The organism is Kitasatospora sp. HPM-01-4 (assembly GCF_051374625.1).
Classification (GTDB): Bacteria; Actinomycetota; Actinomycetes; order Streptomycetales; family Streptomycetaceae; genus Kitasatospora.
The window spans coordinates 1,480,926-1,501,022 of sequence record NZ_JBPQGP010000005.1; the positions used below are offsets into that span (position 1 = coordinate 1,480,926).

Below are 20,097 nucleotides of genomic sequence, written 5' to 3' on the forward strand. Positions count from 1 at the left end.
GGTCGGCCTGCCAGGCGCTTGGTCAGCGTCGCGGAGCACCACGCTGTTCGGGGGCTGCGGGGCGGACTGCGACCGGCGGGGCGGGCCTGGTGGCGGGGTGTCCCGGCGTGGGCTTGGCTCGGACGGTGGCGATCTGCGTGGGACGGGGTGTATCGGGGTGGGTGGGGAGGTTGGCGAGGCGGCGCAGGCGCCAGACGAGGACGTCGCTGATGTCCTGGGCGGTTTCCAGTTCGCGCATGGCGATGGCTTCCTTGAGCAAGGTTTGGGGGTCGTGGCCAGCTTGCTCGGCCTGGGCGAGGGTGGCTGCGAGGGCGTCCCAGGTCGGCTCGTGGTCGGCTCGCTGGGTGGTGGTGGGCAGTGTGGCGCGGATGGTGGCGTCGTACCGTTGCCAGTCGGCTTCGGGTAGCGCGCGGCCTTGCTCACGCATGGCTTGAAGGGGTGTGGTTGCGGCTTGGCGATATGCGGTGCGCAGGTGTTCGGCGGTTTGGCGGGAGGCGGCGGCCTGCTGGGCGTGGCCTCGGGCGGAGTGCCAGCGCGCGGCGGCCAGGGTGACGAGGACGAGGGTGGACAGGAGCATGGCGGTGGCGCCGCTGTCTTCGCCTCGGCCGAGTGCTCCGCCGGCCTGGATGATGCCTCGGGCTGCCGAGCGTAGGGCTCGGTTGTCGGCTTGTTCGGCGCGGATGTGGGAGCGGGTGGCGCGTTCGAAAGTGCGGGCGGCGGCTGCCAGTTCGGCGCGGGTGGCGGCCGGTGAGGTCTGGGCGACGGCGTCGAGCAGACCTCCGACGCCGACGAGCTGCGCGGCGCCTTCGTCGCCATCCGTGGTGAGACGGATGGCGGCGTGTTCGGCGGTCTGGGCGGCGTGGCGGCGGGCCTTCGCGGGCGGCGACCAGCGTCCTGGTGTTTCGAGGGGTGCGTTCGGTTCTGTGGTGGCGGGTCCGGCGGCCAGGCGTTGGCGGATCTTGGGCAGGGAGAGGTCGGGGGCGAGGGTGGAGCCCGCGAACCAGATCGGTGCGGCGTCGCGGTTGCGGTCGCCGGGCAGTGCGACGGTGTAGCCGAGGACGTCGCCGGAGGGGGCGTGGCGCAGTTTGACGCGTAGGCCGGCTGCGCGTAGGCGGGTGAAGAACTCGGCTTCGGTGGCGGCTCCGGCGAGGGCTTGGCGGACGGTGGTGTGGAGGGTTTCGCGTGGGGTTTGGGTGCGGCCGGTGCGTTCGGCTTTGAAGCGTTCGGCGCTGGTGGGTTTCTTGGCGGCGGTGCCGTCGCCGGGGGTGAGCTGGCGCAGGCCCATCTCCTTTTCGATGCGGCGGCATTCGGCCTGGGCCTTCTTCTTGTCGTAGTTCAGGCGGGGGCGGCGTAGGTCGCCTCGGACCATGGTGGCGAGGATGTGGATGTGGTCGTCGGCGTGGCGGACGGCGACCCAGCGGCAGCCGTCCGGGTCGCCGTTGGGTGCGAGGTTGACGGCTTGAACCAGGCGGCGGGCGATGGTGGCCCAATCGGTGTCGGTGAGGAGGCGGTCGCCGGGGTCGGTGCGGACCGAGCAGTGCCAGACGTGTTCGGCCGGTGCTTGGGTGCCGGCCTGGTTGACTCGCAGGTCGAGGGCGGCGGCGAGGCGAGAGAGGGTGGCTTCGGGGTCGCGGCCGGGGTCGGGGGCGAAGCCGTCCCAGGATCCGACGAGGTGAGGGTCGGTGTGTTCGTCGCGTTTGCCGGGGCCGTAGAGGTAGGCGAGCAGTCCGCGGGTGTTGGAGCCTCGTCGGATCTTGGGGACCATCAGGTGCGTTTCTTCACGAGGGCGTCGGCCGCGTCGTCGACGCGGGCCAGGGCGTGGGTCAGGGCGGTCAGGGTGTGTTCGAGTTCGCCGCGGCGTACCTGTCCGCCGGAGTTGTGGATGTAGGCGATCTGGTTGACGTTGTTGCCGACGCGGGAGATCTGGGTGCGCAGGGCGGCCAGTTCGTCGATGGCGGCGTCGAGTTGTTCGTTGGGCTTGAGGCTGGTGGCTCCGCGGGCGGCGGCAAGGCCGGCGGCGGCGAGGTAGCCGGAGGGGTACATGCCGGCGCGTTTGGCGGCGGCGGTGATCTCGGCTTTCTCGGCAGCGGTCAGGCGGGAGGCGATGACGTCTTCGCGGTGGGTCGGCTGGTAGGTGCGGCGGCGGGGACGGCGGTTGGGGAAGGCGGGCTCGCTGGCGGGTGGCGTGTCGCGGTCGCCTGCTGCTTCTCCCCTTCGCGGCGCCCCCTGGTGCCCATGGCTGTGCTGGTCTCCGGGTGCCCTCACCCGAAGCCCAACACAGCCGTCCTCGCCGCCCTCGGTGAGGACGCTCGCATTGGATAGCCCGTTGGGATATCCAATGCGACAACTTGCTGTGCGGCGTGAGGTCGCTTGTTCGAAGTGAGGTTGATCGTGTGAAGAGGTAGTCATAGCGAGATGCCTCCGGATTTGTGTCCGAATCTGTCCCCGCGCTCACATGCGTCGCTGGCAACGGCGGGGTGTGAAGCTGAGCGTTCAAGCCCAAGGGCGCCTTGGCCATCGAGGAGCAACAGGCGAGGGGAAGGCTGGACGGGCGAACGAGAGTGAACCCTTGAGGAATCCTCGTCATGTCGGACCCGCGCTGATGGTCAGTAGTCGGCGGGCAGGACCCGGACGCTGTAAGGCGTCAGGTGGCCCCTGGATCGAGCAAGTCCAGGGAGCCGGACACCGCTGGTCCCGGGGAGAAAGGGCGCCCACCCCAGCCGCATCTTCGACATGCGGAACACGAAAACCCTGATGAGGTCCAGGAGTTCGCTCCTGGTAGGCCGACCGTAAGGAGAGCGGAATCCCTCAGCAGGAACAGGATGGCCCAAGAAGCGAACGCCGGTTGGTCGAAAGACCGGGGGAAACCGGGCAGCGGACTCTTCACCCGCTGTCCGCCATAACCCGTCGGATACGGGCTCGTGCCCGGCCTGAAAGGGAGCTGACGTGGGCCAGGTGAGCCTTTGAAGCACCGACGCGAGGAAGCCGGAACCGAAGGACAAGTTATGCAACGGAGGCACTGATGAGCGAACAGGCCATCGAGCCTGCCGCCCTCGCCGCCCCGGTGAACGGACCGGAGGGCGAGGGCCTCGACTGGCACAGCATCGACTGGGCCAAGCACGAGGCGCACGTACGGCGGCTGAGGCAGAGGATCTTCAAGGCTTCGCGGGAAGGGGACCTGAAGAAGGTCCGCAATCTCCAGAAGCTCGTGCTGCGGAGCTACAGCAACACGCTGGTGAGCGTGCGGCGGGTAACCCAGCAGAGCACCGGACGTGCAACCGCGGGCATGGACAAGGAGGTGGCCCTGACGCCACAGGCGCGGGGCCGACTGGCGACCGAGCTTCATCGGTCCCAAGTCCCTTGGCAGGCCCGGCCGGTCAAGCGCGTGTACATCCCGAAGTCGAACGGTCAGCAGCGCCCGCTCGGTATCCCGGTCATCCGTGACCGGGTGATGCAAAGCCGCGTGAAGAACGCGCTGGAGCCCGAGTGGGAGGCCAGGTTCGAGCCCAGGTCGTATGGGTTCCGGCCCGGCCGCAGCTGCCAGGACGCGATCCGGGCGGTCTTCCTCACCTCGAAGGGGAAGGGAGCCAAGCGCCTGTGGGCGCTGGACGCGGACCTGAAGGCGGCGTTCGACCGCATCAGCCACGACCACCTGACCGCCACCATCGGGCAGTTCCCCGCGAGGGACCTGATCCGGGGCTGGCTGAAGGCGGGCGTGCTGGAGCGTGGACGCTGGGCACCCACGGAAGAGGGCACCCCGCAAGGCGGGGTGATCAGCCCGCTGCTGCTGAACATCGCCCTGCACGGGATGGAAGAGGCGGCGGGCTGCCGCTACCGACGCGGAAAGGGTGACCTGATGCGCGCGGTGGCCGGCACACCCGTGCTGGTGCGGTACGCCGACGACTTCGTTGTGCTCGGTCACGACGAAGCTCAAGTACACCGCGTCAAGGAGGAACTGGCCAGATGGCTGGAGCCGAGGGGTCTGCGCTTCAACGAGGACAAGACCCAAGTGGTCCACCTCACTGAGGGGTTCGACTTCCTCGGGTTCTCCGTGCGCAGGCACGGAGACAAGCTGCTGGTCAAGCCGAGCAAGACGGCTTGCGCGAGACTCCGGAAGCGCATGCGCGACGAGGTGCGCGCCCTTCAGGGCAGCAACATCGGCGCGCTGCTGAAGAAGATGGTGCCCATCGTCCGTGGATGGAGCGCCTACTACCGGAGTGTGGTGTCCAGCGACGCGTTCCAGGCGATGGACAACCACATGTTCAAGCTCGTCTACCGGTGGGCGAGACGCGGGCACCCGAACAAGTCGGGCCTGTGGATCAAGCACCGGTACTTTGGCCGCTTCAACAGGACCAGGCAGGACATGTGGGTGCTGGGTGATCACGAAAGTGGGGCCTATCTCCCGAAGTTCTCCTGGACCAGCATCGTTCGACACGAGATCGTGTTCGGGACGGCGTCGCCAGACGATCCGTCCCTGGCCGCTTACTGGCACAAGCGCCGCCGCCGGAAGGAGCCGCCGCCGATGGACAAGACGAGTCTTGCCCTCGCCGCGACCCAGAAGGGACGGTGCCCACTGTGCAAGCAGGCGCTCATCGCCGGAGCCGAGTATGAGCCCGACAGCCCACGCGAGTGGATCGAGTGGTTCACGGCGTCGAAGAAGATGCTGAACAAGCATCACTTCGTCTACCGGCGACACGGCGGGTCGAACGAGCGAAGCAACCTCCGCCTCGTCCACGCCGACTGCCACCGTCAGCACCACGCTGGGGACGGCAGCCGGTCCAGCGGAGAAACCTGACGAAGCCCATGCGGCTTGCTTGAGCCGGATGCGGTGAAAGTCGCAAGTCCGGTTCTGAGGGGGGCGGGGCGCAGCGATGCGCTCCGTCTACCCGACCCGCCGGAGGCCGTGGGAGGTTCACACTCCGGTCCAGGGGTGGTGGCCGCGCGGTCGTTGGCGGTCACCGGCCCGTCTCCGCGTCCCGGTGGTGGATGTCGCGCAGGATCTCCTCGATCCAGTCCACGGCCAGGACCGGGTGATGCAGGGTCCAGGGGCGGCTATGGCGGTGTCGTTGAACAGTCCACGTGCCGTCCGGGACGGGTTCGGCGTGATGAAGGTGGCCGTGCTGGTGCAGGACGGCGAGCCAGGTGTCCACCTCGGCCGCGGTGGCGGGGGTCGTGCGCATGGCGGGGCCTCCCGTTTGTTGGTGAAGGTCTTGGGACGAGGTGTCCGGGGCGGGTGACCGGTCGGAAGTGTCCGGCCGGTCACCCGCCCTGATGAGGTGTCCGGTCAGCCCAGGAAGTTCTCGGATGGTTGCCGGAACTCCTCGCGCAGCTGGACCATCAGGTCGGTCAGCCGGTCGTTGGACAGCGGGATCTCCTGACCGCGGATGGCCTGGGCGACAACCTTCCGGGTCGGCTTGGTGTCCTTGGCCTTGACCGCTGTCCTGGCGATCTCCAGCAGTTCCTCGGTGCCCGGGTCACTCCGTCGATCAGCCGTCGCGCCGATGGCCTGGTTGCTGTCCGGCCGACCGGTGTCCGACCGGCTACCGGTGTCCACCGAGCGGGCATCCGGCTGTCCGCCCAGGTCAGAGCGTTCTGGCACCTGGTCCTTACGACCGCTGGCGGTGGTGTCCGAGCTGGCGGTGTCCGCCGATGTACTGTCCCGGGACGCTCTTGCGGTCACCGGAAGCGGCTTGTCCAGGGACAGCCGTGGCCGCCGAGTGTCCTGGCCCGATGCGACGGCGGGCGCAGTGTCCGGCTGTCCGGCGCTGGCCTGTCCGGCTCGTGGCGGATGTCCGGCGCGGACTGTCCGGGTGACCGCGGTCGGTTTCGGCTGACCGGACCGGCCGACCTGGTGTGGCTGTCCGGTGCGGCTTCGGTCACTGTCCCCGGCCGCCCCTCGGGCGATCAGGATGTAAAGGTGGACAGCTCCGGCCAGCGCGAGCGGGGCGAGGGTGGACAGTACGGCGACCACGGTGTCCCCAAGACGCAGGCCGGTGACCGACCTCTGCTGATTGAGCCTCACTGCGTGCAGCGCGTTGGCCCAGATGCTGGCGGTGGTGGCCGTGCCGAACAGCAGCCAGACGTACGCGCGCGCTCGCAGTGGCGCATTGTGCAAGACGAGCAGCGCACGGACTCCGTAGGCGATGAAGCCGTCAATGACCAGGGGGAAAAGGTAGGTCAGGAATCCGCGGACGTGGATAGCGACCGCCATCTGCTGGAGGGCGTCGTAGGAGAGGGCGCAGCCGGCTGCGCCGAGGGTGATGACGACGGCGCGGTCCCAGCCGGTGACGGGCGTCCTGGTCGGCGCTGCGGTGGTCATGCCGCTGTCCCGAAGTCGTTGCGGCCGAGGGTGCGCTCGTCAGCTGTCCTGGGCTCTCGGGAGGTGCTCGCGGACTGTTCCAGATGGCGGTTGCGGATTGCCCGGCGGGTCTCGCGGTAGAGGCGTTGGGCGTGCTCGTCTGTGATCTTGAGGAGCCAGGCCAGGCGTTCGACCGGGACGTCGTGGCGGTATCCGGCCTGGATGACCGCACGGCGCTCTGCCTTGGTGAGCTGGATGTCGCGTCCGGCCAGGGTGGCGTTGACCCGCGAGTAGTCGAGGCGGGAGGCGATCTCTTCGTGGAGCGGTTCGCGTTCCTCCTCGGTCATGCCGCCCCGGATGCCGTGGGTGTCGTTCTGCTCCAGGGCGGCATCCAGGCACGCCTGCCGGACTGGGCACTGGCCGCACAGGCGCTTGGCCTCAGTGATCTTGGCAGTCTCGTCGGGGTACGGGAAGAAGATGTCGGGGTCGACCGGGTTGTGCACGGTCGACTGGCAGACGGCCTTGTCTTGCCAGGTGTGGTCGCCGAGCGAGCGGTGGCGGGCAGGGCTGATCGTCGTGGTGCTCATACGGGGTAGCTCCGATCGCTCTCCGCGCGCAGGGCGGCGTCGGCGGAGAGGTGTGCAGGTTCAGAGGTATCGGGCGGCGCTCTGTGGGCGCGGCCTGTTGTGGGTCAGGCGGCGCGGAGGCGTCTGCGGTCGACGTCGTCGAACTGGACCCGGGTGGTCATCTGCGCGAGGCGGGAGGCGACGCGGTCGCCGAGGTAGTCCCGGAGGTCCTTGATCCGCAGGTTGGTGGTGATCATCGTCGGGAGCATCTGGTTGTACCGGCGATTGATCAGCCGGTACGTGATCTCCTCGACCCACTCGCTCGACTTCGCCGCGCCGAGGTCGTCCAGGATCAGCAGCGGGCACCGGCTGACAGCCGCCAGCTCCCGCTCGCTGTCCACTCCGACCCTCGGCCGCAGGTGGGCGTACAGGTCGGCGGCGGTCGTGGCGCGCCAGCGCACGCCGAGGCCGGCCTCCACCAGGTACCGGACCGCGCCGTACGCCTCGTGCGTCTTGCCGGTGCCGACCACGCCGGCCAGCAGCAGCGACGGACCGGTAGTGACCTGCGGGCGAGCGCCCAGGCTCGGGGCGACCGCCTGCTCGGCGACCTCGCGGGTCCAGGCCAGGACCTGCGGATGGGTGGCCGTCGCGTCCTGGTAGCGGGGCGGAATCGCGTTCGCCAGAGCGCTCAGGGGCGAGTACGGCTCGGGCTCGTCGGCGGAGGCGGCCACGGCGGCCGGGTCGATGTTCCGGGCGGCGAGGATCCGGGCCATCCGCTCGAGCGTGCCCTCGCCGAGGGCCTGCGGCTCGCGGGTGCGCATCACAGCTCCTCGGCGTAGGCGGTGGCAGCGTCGACCGGGTTGGTCCACGCCTGGTGAGCAGGCACGGTAGGCCGGAATCCCGGCCGCACCAAACCGGCGGAGCGTGCGTTCATGGCGTCGTTCACCAAGCTCGGCAGACGGCTCGGATGGCCCTGGATCTCCGCAAAGCGCTGGAGTCCGGCGCGGACGTGCACCGGGGCGATGCCCTCGGCCAGGAGCTGCTTGGCGACGCGACCGAGGTGGCCAAGCACGGCGCCAGGCGGGCGCTCATCGCATGCGGCGACGTACTCACCGATGAGGTCGTTCGCGGAGACGGTGGCGGCGGGCGCGGTGCGCCCCGTAGGAGAAGAAGATCCAGGATCCAAGATCCTAGATCCAGGCGCCGAACCCTCACCGAGGCTTCGGGGAACCTTCGGAGAGACCTCGGCGAATGCCGTCTGACCTGCGAATTCCTCCACGCTTCGCCCAACGGCGACAGCGGCAGAGCCCGGGACGTCCAGCTGGTCGCTCACGGCCTCGGTACGCGCGGCAGGAAGGCCCACAACCAGTTGCTCGGCCAGATCGAGGCTCCGTGGAAGGCTCGGCGAAGCCTCCACGAACCCTCGGCGAGAACTCGGCGAGGCCTCGGCGAGGTGAGTGCAGGGGCCCTTGCAAGCGCCGCACCGGTCCGCCGCGTGGTGCTGGCGGCACGAAGGCAGCCGGGACTGGCTCGGCTTGTCGATCTTCTGGTGATCGAACCACGTGACCACGTGCAGGTAGCGGCGGCCGTCGCAGCCGGTGTACCGGCAGATGAGCCCCGCGTTGGCGAGCTGCTGAAGGTCGTCCTCAACGTGCACTGCGGTGTGCTCCGAGCGCAGCGGCCACAGGAGACCCGCGATGATCGCCGCGTTGTCCCGGTGACGTCCCTGGTCGTCGGCCTGGGTGAGCAGACCGAAGAACGTTCGCTCGGCCTCGACCGTCACTTCAGCAAGCGACTCGGAGACGAAAGCCTCCGGCTTTATGCTCCTGATCCGTGCCATGTCAGCGGCCCCAGCCAGAGGCGGCAAGGTCGATCAGAGCGGGCGCGGCCGCGCGGGCGAGCCCGGCCGCGCGGCGGCGGTGATCGTCTTCCGGGCAGGCCAAGGTTCCGCTCGGCGTTGCGAGCATGCGATACTCCGTTATTCGTAGGACCGCGGTGCGATGGTTCTCGTCGAAAGCCCCACCGTCCGCGAGCTGTGAATCGGCCCCTTCGGGGTGCCAGCCCGGCGTCCAGGAGTTGGTAGCTCCAGGGCGCCGGTCGCGTTTTCACCCCGTGCCGGGCTCACGGTGGCTTCTTCACCATCTGCTCCCCCTCTTGAGTCGCGTTGCTTCGGCGGGAAGCAGCACCGCATGGGCGCCATCCCGACTTCTTTCCGTACACCAGCTAGCGCAGAACACTTTGGTGGACGTCGAACGCGATCAACGTACACCGAAGTATCGCGCCTGCGTCAACTACAGTGGGCGAGGTTGTGCTCACATGCACCCCTGCCTCACACTGAAGTGGACAAGCTGAATCGTCGAGGACATCAAGGAGGTGCGCCAGGTGACCGCAAGCCGATTCGCGGAACGTCTCGACCACCTGTTCCGCACCGTGCACCCCGCAGGCCGCGGACCGTACACCTATGCCGAGGTCGCACAAGGGATCCAGCAGGCCGCAGGCGAGGGCAAGGGCGTCTCCGCCAGCGCGATCCAGCAGCTCCGCACGGGCCTGAAGTCCAATCCGACGATGAGCACGATCGAGGCACTGGCCAAGTTCTTCGGCGTCAAGCCGTCGTACTTCTTCGACGACGACAATGCCAAGCAGACCGCGGCCGAGTTGAGCCTGCTGGCGTCGATGCGGGACAACAACGTGCGGGCCATCGCAACCCGGGCCTCAGGACTGTCCCCCGAGACGCTCAGCGTCCTCCAGGGCTTCATCGAGCGAGCGCGGGCACTCGAAGGCCTGTCGGAGACGAACCCCGCACCAGACACCGCGAACAATTGATCCATCCAGCAGGCGCCGGTGACCGACAGATCAAGATCACAACTGTCATCCGACCTCGACATCCCGCCGGAATACCCACCAATCTAATCGGCAGTCAGATAACAGTTCAATAACTACGCGCTTAAGGCGCGGCCGCCGTTCGCCTTCCAAGAACTACAGTGCGTGGCCAAAATGCCCATTTTCGGGCGCCCTCGGCAGGCGCGCTCACGTTGGGTGAACGCGACCTCGCGCGCACTCCCCTCGAGTCGATGGTCCTTGAATCTTTCTGGCATAGGGTGTGCCAGCGCCTCTCGCCCAGGCAGCGAGAAGCCGCATAACACCCTCAGCACCGTCGGGGCACCATGAGATTGCGACGCATCATTAGGGGAAAAGAGAACAATCGTGATGCGGACCGCAAGCTCCGCGAGATCGCTGCCGGCCTCGATCTGCCGAACCCGTTCTCGATAGAGCGCCTGTGTGACGCGATCTCGAAAAAGCGCGGCCGCCCTCTCTATCTGCACGCAGTCGACCGGGGCACAGCCGAGCAGGTTCCCTGCGGGGTCTGGCTCGCAACTGACATTGGCGATCACGTATTCGTCGAAGAGTCCACAAGCGAGCTCCATCGGTCGCACATCATCCTCCACGAGCTGTGCCACATGCTCCTTAAGCACAGTTTCGTTCCCGACCCCAATTCGCCGGATTCGAGGGCGATAACAGCAAACTCGTCGTTCTCCAACATTTCGATGGAGACGATCTCCAGCATGTTGGGGCGCACAAGCTACACGACACGGGACGAACAGGAGGCCGAAGCGCTGGCTGGCCTCATCGCCGGCCGGGTCCAGGCGGCCAAGGAAGACCCGGCTGCCTCGGATGATCGGCTTGTCGCCCACCTGCTTCACGCGCTGCGCGAGGCCTGACACGTGGTCAATGCATTCAACCTCGCGGCGACGGCCCTGCTCTGGCTCGTCAGCGCATGGCGTGCTCCGGCCGCCCTGCGCACACCGGGCAAGCGCCCGCTGTGGGCGGCATTCACGATCCTTGCAGCCGAGATGATCCTTTCCCACGACGCTGTGGCGCGTAGGTTCGACCTCGCCGTCGGCATAAACAGCCTCTCGGCTCTCCTCAAGCACCTCGCTGCCGTGACCGCCGCCGCTTGCGTTGTCGCGTTCCTGGCCGACGCCTCCGCCGCGGACGGCACGAAAATCCCGCACTGGGACCGCCTCCGCCTGGCGATACCGGGCGCGACCGTAGCCGCCATGGTCGCGTGTTTTGCGTTGGCCAACCGCCCAAGCGAAGCTCTCGACATTTTCACAGCCGACCCTCACGATCCCTGGGTCGTGCTGTACGGAATTACCTGGTTGAGTTACTTCGGCTGGGCGATATACGCCACCACGCGCCTGTCCTGGCAGTGGTCGAAGCATCCAGGACCTCGTCCACTGCGCATGGGTCTCACCATCATCAGCGCGGGCGCTGGAATCGGTATTCTCTACACGCTCCACAAAGCCGCGATGCTCGCTCTGAGCTTCTTCAAGATCGAGATCGTGAGTCCGAGTACGGACGAGACACTGAACGTGCTTCTCGCGATCATTCCGCTGATCATGGTGACCATCGGGAGCACCCTGCCCGCGTACGACAAGGCGCACCGGAACCTCCGAGACCAGCGCGACCTCGTCGTGCTCTACCGCCTGTGGCGCGAGCTCACTGATGCTGTACCCAGCGTTCGCCTCGGCTCCGTTCGAGGACTGGCCAGCGAGGCCTTCGACTTCCGCAACAGCCGAAACCGCCTGTACCGGCGCACCATCGAAATACGTGACGCCATTCTTACGCTGTCAGATCATGCCCCACTCCACCTTCGGGAACAGGCCGTGTTCCACGCCTCGTCGGCTGGGTTGCTCGGGGACGATCTCGACCAGGCTGCGGAGGCCTGCTGGATCCGCGCCGCGCTGCAGGCCCGCCTGGAAGACAGAGCGCCCACCGGATCGTCCGCGCCACCAGCCGCAGGCGGTGCAGACCTACGCACAGAAATCAGCGCCCTGCGAGGGATAGCCAGGTTCTACTTCTCCTCACTCGCCTCAACCTTTTCCACATCGCCCTCGAAGATCAGCGCTCAGGAGTACGCAGAATGAGCACCTTCACACCCCCTGAGCCGCCGAGCTTCAAGGTGGCCTCGCCCCAGGAGAAGACGGCGAGGATAATCACCGACGTTCTGGCACCCGCAAACCTGGTCATCGCACTGCTGCTAATAATCGGCTGGCACAGCACCGCCAGCTGGCGCGGAGTTGGCTGGGGACTCTTTGCCGCCATCTTCTGCGGCGTGATCCCCCTCGGCATCATCCTGCTGGGCGTGCGCCGGGGTGGGCTGACCGACAAGCACATCCGGATCCGCCGGCAGCGGATTGTCCCGATGGCGGCGAGCCTGCTGTCCGTCGTCACCGGAGTCACGCTCCTGCACGTGCTACACGCACCGAGCGAGATGTCTGCGCTGGTGGTCGCCATGCTCGTGGGCCTCGTAACGTCCATGGCGGTGACGGTGTGGTGGCAGATATCCATCCACAACTCGGTGGCCGGCGGCACCGTCATGATCCTCGCCCTGGCCTTCGGGCCAGTCTTGATCCTCTCGGCAGCGGTGGCCGCCGCAATCGGCTGGTCGAGGCTGATCCTCAAGGCGCACACTCTCCCCCAGGTCCTGGCGGGCACCGCTCTTGGAGGCGTGGCAGCTCTGGCCTTCGCCGCCCTGCGGTAGAAGGCTGCTGGGTATTGGCCTCATAGAGCCTCGATTGCTCACCCAACGAACGGTGGCCCGCTTCCTGTCTCTAATGAGGACTCAGCGCAATCAGCCCGGCCTCGATGAGACTGACCGCCGTGAGTGCAACCGCCTCGGGGAGCCAGTTACCTCCCGCTTCTCGCAGCGTGGTTGGGAACATGGAGTGGATGGCCGCAAGCAGAGTTACGGCCTCCGTGTTCGCGGCGAACACCCCTCCGTTGGCGGCGAAGATGATCTCGCCGCTGGCCGACGCGCTCAGGAGCTCGATGCCGCCAGGTACGAGTGAACGCAGGTGGCTGCCACCGGTCAGCTCCGGCTGCTGTGCGGCCGGGCGGATCCGGGAGCGGAGCAGCCGTCGGTATGCGGCGTCGCTCGGCGGGTGTTCGGCAACGCCGAGGTGGCTGGGGATCTGGTTGCGGGAGATCCAGTTGTGGCGGCGTAGCAGGGCGATCGACAGCAGGCCGCTGTCGTCGCCGAGCGGGATGGCCTGGTGCGGGTGCCCTTCCGGGAAGAGCAGGGAGTCGCCCTGGTGGAGGACTTCGTCGAGGACCACCTTGTTGGGTGGGCCGCCTTCCGGGGTTCCCCAGTCTCCGAGTTGGAAGCGCTTGTTGCCCCAGAGCATCAGGGCGATGACGTCTTGCCGGTCGGAGTGCCAGCCGGTGACGCTGGTGGTGCCGGCGGAGATGAAGAGCTTGGTGAAGACGTCGGCGCCGGAGACGGCGACGATGTCGTCCACGAGCTCGGCCAGCTGCGTGGACCAGCGGTCGAACTGGCGGATGCCGAGCGTTATGCCGTCGGCGAGGGCCTGCCGGACTCGGTGGATGTCCATCTGGAAGGTGTCGGAGTCCGGTTCGAGGCGGTTGCCGAATCGCTCGCCGAGGAGTTTGCCGTGGGCGTCGCGCAGTTCCATGTCGGCGTTGGCTCCGGTGCCTGTTGCGGCGATCAGTCGGGGTTCGGCGGTCAGCCACTGCTCGTAGTGCTGGCGGCCGCAGTTCAGCGAGCTCGGGCCGTCCTTGGATGTGCCAAGGGCCGGTTCGGTACAGCGCTCGGCCAGAGCGGCTGTCACACGGTCTCCCAGCTGCGCGCGCAGCCGGCCGGCGGCGTTGCTGCGGGCGCGGTTGTTGGCTTCCTCGACGGCGGAGTTGAGGGCGGTCGATACATCTCCGTGTCGGAGGGTGAGGCGGTCCAGCTCGTCCAGGCGGCGGATGCCGTGCGGTGTCATCAGGCGTGCTCCAGGGTTTTGAGCAGCGGGGCGAGGGCGGTTGCGAAGTCAGCCGTGAGCTGGGGCCAGGGTGAGGTGCCGAGGCGGCGGACGGGAATCCGCGATGCGAGGGCGTGCAGGGCACGGTGCGTGGAGGCGGGGTCGGCGCCGGCATACCGCAGGTGCTCGGTGAGCCACGCCATCGCTTCGTGCTCGCTCCTGGCTGTCTGGACCGAGCCCGGTTCAGCCGCTGGGGCGGGGGTGAGGATGACCGCCTCGGCGGGCAGCGCGGCACCAAGGTGCGTGGAGGGCCCGTGCTGCAGTGGGACGGTCTTTCGCTGTTGACCTGTGCGGACCGCCTGCGGTAGTGGGACGCCGAAGGCGACGCCCGAGTTGGTGTCCAGGAGGACCACCTCGTCGGTAGCGACTGCGGCAAGCCCGGCGTCCTGTGCCCAGCGGGCCGCGGTGGTCTTGCCCGCCTTCTGGTCCCCGCAGACGATGATGCCGCGGCCGGACGGCAGCACCAGCAGAGCCGCGTGCAGCGCGCAGAACCGGCCCAGGAACGGTGGGGAGAACAGCGGCGGGAGCGCGGGCAGCATGCCTTCGGTCGCGTTCCATGCCAGGTCTCCGGGCATGCGGTAGTGGACGCCGTGCCGCACTCCCGCGACGGAGCGGTGCAGCAGCTCGACCTGTGCCTGCTGGTCGAGGCGCACGAGGACGTCCGCGCTGCGCCGGTAGCGGAGGCAGGCGACCGTCAGGTTGTGTCGGAGGGTGTCCAGTACCGGGGCTGCCGCCTGGTAGCGCACGGTGATGCCGGCCAGTTCGAGATCGAGGAACGGTGGCAGCTCATCGGTTGTCGGGTCGGCGAGCGCGGCGGTGTCGAAGGCCTGCTGCCGATGGCGAGCCCACAGCCGGTCGTCCTGCCACAGCCGGGTGCCGAGCCGGGCGTCGACCACGTACATCGTGCTCGTCTCGTTGTCGACCACCTCCCAGGAGCCGTCGGTGCGTTCCGTCACCGTCCACAGCACGGTGGGCTGGCCGGTCACGGGTTTCCTCCTTCGTCCTGGCCCGGCTGCCTGCTCGAAGTGCCGGCTCCGCTGGCGCGGGTGGCTCCGATGCCGACCAGGTAGGCGCCGTCCAGCAAGGTGCCGCCTGTCGTAAGAGGACCGAGCAAGTCGTCGACGAGTGCCGGGCTCTGGAAGACGCCGACCGTCCCGTCCGTCGCCAGTGCCAGGGCGATGCGCTGCGCGGTACGGCCGCAGCGGATCAGCGATTCCTCCCACGCCCCAGGGCCCTCGCTGTCCTGCCGGGGTATCAGCCACGCCACCATGGAGATACCGGACGTCCAGGGCTGGCCGATGGCCGCCCGTTGGATGTCCTCAGGGCTCGGGGCATCGCCGACGCGCAACAGGGACCCGTTCTCATCCTGCCGGTAGGTTCCGGCGTCGAGGCCCCTGCACGGCAGCAGCAGGCTCAGCCGCACGTCGCAGTGTGCTTCGCGCAGGATCGGCAGCAGCCTGGCCAGGACGGTGGCCGCGACCGGCTGACAAACGAAGGCGCGGGTGGTGCGCCGCGCGGCCAGAGCGACGGGCAGGATCTGCGGTGGCAACGGCGGCGCTGTGACGGTGGTGCAGGCCGTGCGCGGCAGTGTCCGGGCGCTGGTGGCCGCGTCCGCGTGCACGAGCAGGGAGGGCAGCCAACTCGACTCGATCCACGGCCCAGCTGCCTCCCACAGTGCTTTCGCCTGTGCGGCGGGGACGAGTGCCTTCGCCCAAACCAGAGCGGCGACCTCGTCCGAAGAGGCCCCGCTGCGCTCGCTGATCTGTGAGAGGGCGGACGGCCGGTCGCCTCGCGTACTCGGGTTGGCGTAGGCGAGCGCGGTCACCGAGGCCGGCCTGAGCGGCACGAGCTCAGCCGACTCTGAATGGACCTGGGCGAACAGCCCGTTCTCGCCAGGGAGTAGAGAGAGGAACGGGTTGGTTCGGTACTCGCCGCCTGTTTCCGCAGAGCCCGTCACCTGGATGTGGCAAGCGGACACCTCGGCTGGTGCCGGTGTGGCAACGAGTAGCCCGAGGATCGGATCGGGTCCGGTGAACGACGGAAGCGGCATCCACGCCGTGTGCCATCCGGCGGCCTGCACGGCAAGGTCGAGGGTCTCGACGACGTGGCCCGCGTCGATGAGGACGGGGCGGAACGCGCGCACATCCCGGTAGCGCCACATGGCCCGCTCGACATGGCTGGAAACGACGAACGCGATTCCGGGAGAAGGGAGTTCCACTTCGATGGGGATGCCGGACTCCGCAGCGGAGAGCGCGTGCCGGTCTCCGTCGTACCACCAGGCCCCGCGCAGCTCCTGCGGCCACCCGTCCCCGATGATCACGCCAAGATCGGTGGGGTGCCGGGCGCCGCCGGACGGGCTGGTCTTGAGAACGATCGGACCGTGACGACCTTCGCGGCGGCCCGTGATCCGCGCGGCGGCCGCCAGCCAGGCCGTCAGCAGACCGATGCCCGGCGCAGCAGCCGCCTGGGCGATCACCAGCTCCGCCTCCGGAAGGCCGATCCTCCTGCCCTGGCGCGGAGTTGAGACGGGTGGTGGCCCGCTGTGCGTCGCGTAGCCGTCCATCAGTGCCCGGTCGGCCTCATGGCTGGATTCCGTGCTGTAGTCCAGGAACGGGTAGCCCAGGTTGAGGAGTCGGTAGAAGCCGAGGAAGTCCGGGGTGATGCGCTCCTGCCCGGCCTGCCACATGCCCAGGCTTCGGGCGGCAGCTGTGAACTCCTCGCTCGGTTCGCGGGAACCACCGCGGGCGATCCAGGAGAGCAGCGTGCACTCCCTGTCTTTCCCGGAGAGCGTGTACGCCTTTCGGGTCGCCGCGTCGATGGAGATCCAACGTGAATCGGCCTGGATCTGTGGCGCCATCGCCCGTGCTGGAAACACTCGTACCCTGTCCATTTCCGCCCTTCGTGACGTTGCGGTGCACCAGCGGGGACGGCCCGCGGCCGGCACTGCCGACTGCGGGCCGTCCGCCTGTTTCAGGAGCTGTTCTGGACCAGGGCGCGGCGGAAGAGCGGCACGGCCGTGTAGATGCCGGCGCTCGCGTCCGGCATCGAGAACCACACGGCGTTGTCGCCGGCGCTCTCCGCCGGGGCCTCGAACCGCTCCAGGTCGGAGCGGGTCAGCAGCCACCGGCGGTCACCGTCGGGGTCGGAGATGAGGATCGTTCCGTCGGCCGTACCACCCGGCACGACCGGGACCTGCTCGCACAGCGTCTTGGACGGCAGCACGAACACGATGTCGGCTCCCTCGCCGAGCTGCGCGTCCGACACCTCGAAGTCGGCCATCACGGCCGGATCGAGGAGGTAGGTGACGGACCTTCCGGGGTCTTGCACTGCGATCTGCACAGACACCTCCCACGGGTGGCCGCATGCCCGGCAGGTCCGGGCACTGCGGTGTGGATCTCGTGACGTGCCAGCAGCGGGCGGCGAGCCGTCCATTGCTGCTCTGGTGAAGGCGTGACGGGGAGCGAGGTGTTTCGGTGGCGCAGTCGGGAGGTCATCCCGGTGGCTGACCGAGCCGTGGTCACGGAAGGACCATGCAGCCCCACCGTTTACCTACACAGAGGTGTTCGCTCGTCACTCTGGGGTGAGACTCTAGTACGACTGGACCTACCGGGCGCAACCCCTTCGATGCCGCTTCCTTTGGCTGAACTCATGTTCCGAGAAAGTCAGTTGAGCTATCCAGCCTGGTCGACTCGGGGCCCGGATAGAACGGTGGCGCCCGCCTCGAGAATCGAGGCGGGCGCCACCGGTTGGACCGTGTCGACTACAGGGCGATCTCGTACGTGATGCCGTCGGCTTCGGCCGTCTCGAACACCACGTCCAGGATGTGTCCGGCCGACTGGACGTCAGGCAGGACCTGCCGCAGTTCCTCCAGCGCCTCGGCGGGCCCGCGGGCGATCACCTTGCCGACCTCGGCCCGCATCGACAGCTGGGCGGAGGTCTTCGCCTTGCGGACGGCCGCGATGGCGTCGGCGGCGACCTCCAGCAGTTGCTGATCGCCCTGCGGAGCCAGCACCCGCAGGGCCTCGGCTTCCGGCCACCGGGCCTGGTGCACGGAGCCGGACTGCCACCAGCTCCATGCTTCCTCGGTGGCGAAGGGCAGGAACGGCGCCAGCAGCCGCAGCAGCACCGACAGCGCGTGCGCGAGGGCCGCCCGGGCCGAGGCCGCCGCTGCCTCACCGCGCTCTCCGTAGGCCCGGTTCTTGACCAGCTCCACGTAGTTGTCGCAGAACGCCCAGAAGGAGCGCTCGACCGTCTCCAACGCGCGAGCGTAGTCGTACCCCTCCAACTGCTCAGTGGCACTCTCCACCACCTCGGCCAGCTGCGCGAGGAGAGCCCGGTCGAGCGGCTGCGTGACCGGCGAGTCGGGTTGCACCGCGCCGAGGTCCAGGCCGAGGACGAACTTCGAGGCGTTGAGGATCTTGACGGCCAGTCGGCGGCCGATCTTCATCTGGCCGACCTCGAACGCGGTGTCCGTGCCGGGCCGCGCACAGGCCGCCCAGTATCGCACCGCGTCCGAGCCGTGCTGGTCCAGAAGGTCGAGCGGGGTGACGACGTTCCCCTTCGACTTGGACATCTTCTTGCGGTCCGGGTCGAGGATCCATCCGCTGATCGCCGCGTGCCGCCACGGCAGTTCACCGTGCTCCAGGTCGGCGCGCACCACGGTGGAGAACAGCCAGGTGCGGATGATCTCGTGGGCCTGGGGGCGCAGGTCCATCGGGAACACCCTGGCGAACAGGTCGTCGTCGTAAGACCAGCCGCCGGCGATCTGCGGGGTCAGAGACGAGGTGGCCCACGTGTCCATCACGTCCGGGTCACCGGTGTAGCCGCCCGGGATGTCGCGCTGGTCCTCGGTGAAGCCGGGCGCGCTCTCGCTGCTCGGGTCCACCGGCAGCATGTCCTCGGTCGGCAGGATCAGCTCGTCGGTCGGGTTGCCGGCATCGTCCAGGCGGTACCAGACCGGCACCGGGACGCCGAAGTACCGCTGGCGGCTGATCAGCCAGTCCCCGTTGAGGCCCTCCACCCAGGACTGGTACCGGCTGCGCATGTGCTCGGGGTGCCAGCCTAGTTCCCGGCCGCGGCCGAGCAGTTGCTCCCGCAGGGCCTCGTCCCGGCCGCCGTTGCGCAGGTACCACTGGCGGCTGGTCACGATCTCCAGGGGCTTGTCGCCCTTCTCGTAGAACTTGACCATGTGGTTGAAGTGGCGCGGCTCCCCGACCACGGCGCGGGCGGCCTTGAGCAGTTCGAGCATCCGCTCGCGGGCGGTGTGCGGGGTCGCACCGGCCAGCTGCGCGTACGCCTCCTTCGCCCGCGCCGACTCCAGCGCGGCCGGCGCCTCCGCAAGGAACCGCCCGTCGCGGCCGAGCACGCAGCGGGTGGGAAGGTCGAGCTCGCGCCACCAGACCACGTCCGTGGTGTCGCCGAAGGTGCAGACCATCACCAGACCGGTGCCCTTCTCCGGATCGGCGAGCCGGTGGGCCAGGACCGGCACCTCGACGTCGAAGACCGGCGTGCGGACCGTGGACCCGAACAGCTTCTGGTACCGCTCGTCCTCGGGGTGGGCGACCAGCGCCACACAGGCCAGCAGCAGCTCCGGCCGGGTGGTCGCGATCTCCACACTCTGCCCGTCGGAGACCTGAAAGAGCAGGTGGTGGTAGGCGCTCGGCCGCTCACGATCCTCAAGTTCCGCCTGGGCGACGGCGGTCCGGAACGTGACATCCCACAGCGTGGGCGCCTCGGCCTGGTACGCCTCTCCTCGCGCGAGGTTGCGCAGGAACGCCAGCTGGGAGACGGCGCGGGAGCGACGGTCGATCGTCTGGTAGGTGTGCCTCCAGTCCACCGAGAGACCCAGGCGCCGCCACAGGCTCTCGAAGACCTTCTCGTCCTCCACCGTCAGCCGCTCGCACAGCTCGATGAAGTTCCGCCGGGACACGGGAATCTGCTGCTTGCCCGGGTTCTCTGGCGGCGTGAAATCGGGGTCGTACGCAAGCGCCGGCTCACACCGGACACCGAAGTAGTTCTGCACACGGCGCTCGGTCGGCAGACCGTTGTCGTCCCACCCCATCGGGTAGAACACCTTCTTGCCGCACATGCGCTGGAACCGGGCGATCGTGTCGGTCTGGGTGTACGAGAACACGTGCCCCACGTGCAGACTTCCGCTCACCGTCGGCGGCGGCGTGTCGATCGAATACACCTGACCGCGGGAAGCGGTGCGGTCGAACTCGTATACGCCCTGCTCGTCCCAGCTCTCGGCCCACTTGACCTCGAGGCCATCGAGGGTGGGCTTGTCCGGTGCGCCAGGGCGAGGGGATGCGGTCGTCATAGCGCTCAATGGTATCGGGCGACGGAAGTTGGAATTGCCGTCCAGGGATGGGGACTTCACGCTTCAGGGCACTACGTGCAGTGATCT

Annotated in this window: 18 protein-coding genes; 5 read left to right on the forward strand and 13 right to left on the reverse strand. The window is 68.2% G+C overall.

Features of this window, described 5'->3' with window-relative positions; all coding sequences use genetic code 11:
• Positions 1 to 22: 22 nt before the first annotated feature.
• Together ACSMTC_RS06295 and ACSMTC_RS06300 are read right to left on the reverse strand one after the other, a co-directional pair.
• Positions 23 to 1,765 carry a relaxase/mobilization nuclease domain-containing protein gene (locus tag ACSMTC_RS06295; protein WP_436558651.1) on the reverse strand — a complete coding sequence of 581 codons (1,743 nt, stop codon included), beginning with the start codon at positions 1,763 to 1,765 and terminating at the stop codon, positions 23 to 25.
• Complete coding sequence (locus ACSMTC_RS06300; protein WP_436558652.1) at positions 1,765 to 2,265, reverse strand: plasmid mobilization protein; 501 nt, start codon at positions 2,263 to 2,265, stop codon at positions 1,765 to 1,767. Before ACSMTC_RS06300 ends, ACSMTC_RS06295 begins: the two co-directional genes overlap by 1 nt.
• 757 nt (positions 2,266 to 3,022) lie before the next feature.
• Between ACSMTC_RS06300 and ltrA the strand changes: the two genes are divergently transcribed.
• On the forward strand, positions 3,023 to 4,795 hold the full coding sequence (gene ltrA / locus ACSMTC_RS06305; protein WP_436558653.1) for a group II intron reverse transcriptase/maturase: 1,773 nt from the start codon (positions 3,023 to 3,025) through the stop codon (positions 4,793 to 4,795).
• Positions 4,796 to 4,955: 160 nt separating this feature from the next.
• Here the strand turns inward: ltrA and ACSMTC_RS06310 are convergent, their stop codons facing one another.
• From ACSMTC_RS06310 to ACSMTC_RS06335, 6 genes are all read right to left on the reverse strand, one after another.
• Complete coding sequence (locus tag ACSMTC_RS06310) at positions 4,956 to 5,180, reverse strand: hypothetical protein (RefSeq protein WP_436558654.1); 225 nt, start codon at positions 5,178 to 5,180, stop codon at positions 4,956 to 4,958.
• Positions 5,181 to 5,284: 104 nt separating this feature from the next.
• Entirely contained in the window at positions 5,285 to 6,319 is a 1,035-nt protein-coding gene (locus ACSMTC_RS06315; protein ID WP_436558655.1) for a DUF2637 domain-containing protein, read from the reverse strand.
• Positions 6,316 to 6,885: a WhiB family transcriptional regulator gene (locus ACSMTC_RS06320; RefSeq protein ID WP_436558656.1), complete on the reverse strand. Its 570-nt coding sequence runs from the start codon at positions 6,883 to 6,885 to the stop codon at positions 6,316 to 6,318. Before ACSMTC_RS06320 ends, ACSMTC_RS06315 begins: the two co-directional genes overlap by 4 nt.
• A gap of 104 nt (positions 6,886 to 6,989) precedes the next feature.
• Positions 6,990 to 7,685, reverse strand: coding sequence for an ATP-binding protein (locus tag ACSMTC_RS06325; protein ID WP_436558657.1), 696 nt, complete (start codon positions 7,683 to 7,685; stop codon positions 6,990 to 6,992).
• Entirely contained in the window at positions 7,685 to 8,704 is a 1,020-nt protein-coding gene (locus tag ACSMTC_RS06330) for a hypothetical protein (RefSeq protein WP_436558658.1), read from the reverse strand. Before ACSMTC_RS06330 ends, ACSMTC_RS06325 begins: the two co-directional genes overlap by 1 nt.
• A gap of 1 nt (position 8,705) precedes the next feature.
• Entirely contained in the window at positions 8,706 to 8,831 is a 126-nt protein-coding gene (locus ACSMTC_RS06335) for a hypothetical protein (RefSeq protein ID WP_436558659.1), read from the reverse strand.
• A gap of 415 nt (positions 8,832 to 9,246) precedes the next feature.
• On the opposite strand from ACSMTC_RS06335, the gene ACSMTC_RS06340 reads away from it, so the two are divergent.
• The 4 genes from ACSMTC_RS06340 (at position 9,247) to ACSMTC_RS06355 (ending at position 12,409) form a co-directional block, all read left to right on the forward strand.
• Positions 9,247 to 9,687: a helix-turn-helix domain-containing protein gene (locus ACSMTC_RS06340; protein ID WP_436558660.1), complete on the forward strand. Its 441-nt coding sequence runs from the start codon at positions 9,247 to 9,249 to the stop codon at positions 9,685 to 9,687.
• 341 nt (positions 9,688 to 10,028) lie between these two features.
• A complete protein-coding gene (locus ACSMTC_RS06345; protein WP_436558661.1) occupies positions 10,029 to 10,583 on the forward strand; it encodes a hypothetical protein in 555 nt (184 codons plus the stop codon).
• A gap of 3 nt (positions 10,584 to 10,586) precedes the next feature.
• Positions 10,587 to 11,792 (forward strand): MAB_1171c family putative transporter, encoded by a 1,206-nt coding sequence (locus tag ACSMTC_RS06350; RefSeq protein WP_436558662.1) that lies wholly within the window; start codon positions 10,587 to 10,589, stop codon positions 11,790 to 11,792.
• Positions 11,789 to 12,409 carry a hypothetical protein gene (locus ACSMTC_RS06355; protein WP_436558663.1) on the forward strand — a complete coding sequence of 207 codons (621 nt, stop codon included), beginning with the start codon at positions 11,789 to 11,791 and terminating at the stop codon, positions 12,407 to 12,409. Before ACSMTC_RS06350 ends, ACSMTC_RS06355 begins: the two co-directional genes overlap by 4 nt.
• Before the next feature lie 70 nt (positions 12,410 to 12,479).
• On the opposite strand, the gene ACSMTC_RS06360 is transcribed toward ACSMTC_RS06355, so the two are convergent.
• From ACSMTC_RS06360 to valS, 5 genes are all read right to left on the reverse strand, one after another.
• On the reverse strand, positions 12,480 to 13,652 hold the full coding sequence (locus ACSMTC_RS06360) for a cupin domain-containing protein (protein ID WP_436558664.1): 1,173 nt from the start codon (positions 13,650 to 13,652) through the stop codon (positions 12,480 to 12,482).
• Complete coding sequence (locus tag ACSMTC_RS06365; RefSeq protein WP_436558665.1) at positions 13,652 to 14,677, reverse strand: hypothetical protein; 1,026 nt, start codon at positions 14,675 to 14,677, stop codon at positions 13,652 to 13,654. The genes ACSMTC_RS06360 and ACSMTC_RS06365 overlap by 1 nt, the downstream gene beginning before the upstream one ends.
• Positions 14,674 to 16,548, reverse strand: coding sequence for a nitroreductase family protein (locus ACSMTC_RS06370; protein ID WP_436564926.1), 1,875 nt, complete (start codon positions 16,546 to 16,548; stop codon positions 14,674 to 14,676). Before ACSMTC_RS06370 ends, ACSMTC_RS06365 begins: the two co-directional genes overlap by 4 nt.
• A 113-nt stretch (positions 16,549 to 16,661) precedes the next feature.
• A complete protein-coding gene (locus ACSMTC_RS06375) occupies positions 16,662 to 17,030 on the reverse strand; it encodes a hypothetical protein (RefSeq protein ID WP_436558666.1) in 369 nt (122 codons plus the stop codon).
• A 421-nt stretch (positions 17,031 to 17,451) separates the two neighbouring features.
• Positions 17,452 to 20,010 (reverse strand): valine--tRNA ligase, encoded by a 2,559-nt coding sequence (gene valS / locus ACSMTC_RS06380; RefSeq protein WP_436558667.1) that lies wholly within the window; start codon positions 20,008 to 20,010, stop codon positions 17,452 to 17,454.
• Positions 20,011 to 20,097 lie beyond the last annotated feature (87 nt).

What these genes read in the sequence shown, in the direction of transcription:
- valS (WP_436558667.1), bottom strand. Translation starts at nt 20,010, where the DNA reads ATGACGACCGCATCCCCTCGCCCTGGCGCACCGGACAAGCCCACCCTC.
- ACSMTC_RS06345 (WP_436558661.1), top strand. Translation starts at nt 10,029, where the DNA reads ATGAGATTGCGACGCATCATTAGGGGAAAAGAGAACAATCGTGATGCG.
- ACSMTC_RS06315 (WP_436558655.1), bottom strand. Translation starts at nt 6,319, where the DNA reads ATGACCACCGCAGCGCCGACCAGGACGCCCGTCACCGGCTGGGACCGC.
- ACSMTC_RS06335 (WP_436558659.1), bottom strand. Translation starts at nt 8,831, where the DNA reads ATGCTCGCAACGCCGAGCGGAACCTTGGCCTGCCCGGAAGACGATCAC.
- ACSMTC_RS06325 (WP_436558657.1), bottom strand. Translation starts at nt 7,685, where the DNA reads ATGCGCACCCGCGAGCCGCAGGCCCTCGGCGAGGGCACGCTCGAGCGG.
- ACSMTC_RS06310 (WP_436558654.1), bottom strand. Translation starts at nt 5,180, where the DNA reads ATGCGCACGACCCCCGCCACCGCGGCCGAGGTGGACACCTGGCTCGCC.
- ACSMTC_RS06330 (WP_436558658.1), bottom strand. Translation starts at nt 8,704, where the DNA reads ATGGCACGGATCAGGAGCATAAAGCCGGAGGCTTTCGTCTCCGAGTCG.
- ltrA (WP_436558653.1), top strand. Translation starts at nt 3,023, where the DNA reads ATGAGCGAACAGGCCATCGAGCCTGCCGCCCTCGCCGCCCCGGTGAAC.
- ACSMTC_RS06355 (WP_436558663.1), top strand. Translation starts at nt 11,789, where the DNA reads ATGAGCACCTTCACACCCCCTGAGCCGCCGAGCTTCAAGGTGGCCTCG.
- ACSMTC_RS06360 (WP_436558664.1), bottom strand. Translation starts at nt 13,652, where the DNA reads ATGACACCGCACGGCATCCGCCGCCTGGACGAGCTGGACCGCCTCACC.
- ACSMTC_RS06295 (WP_436558651.1), bottom strand. Translation starts at nt 1,765, where the DNA reads ATGGTCCCCAAGATCCGACGAGGCTCCAACACCCGCGGACTGCTCGCC.
- ACSMTC_RS06320 (WP_436558656.1), bottom strand. Translation starts at nt 6,885, where the DNA reads ATGAGCACCACGACGATCAGCCCTGCCCGCCACCGCTCGCTCGGCGAC.
- ACSMTC_RS06370 (WP_436564926.1), bottom strand. Translation starts at nt 16,548, where the DNA reads ATGGCGCCACAGATCCAGGCCGATTCACGTTGGATCTCCATCGACGCG.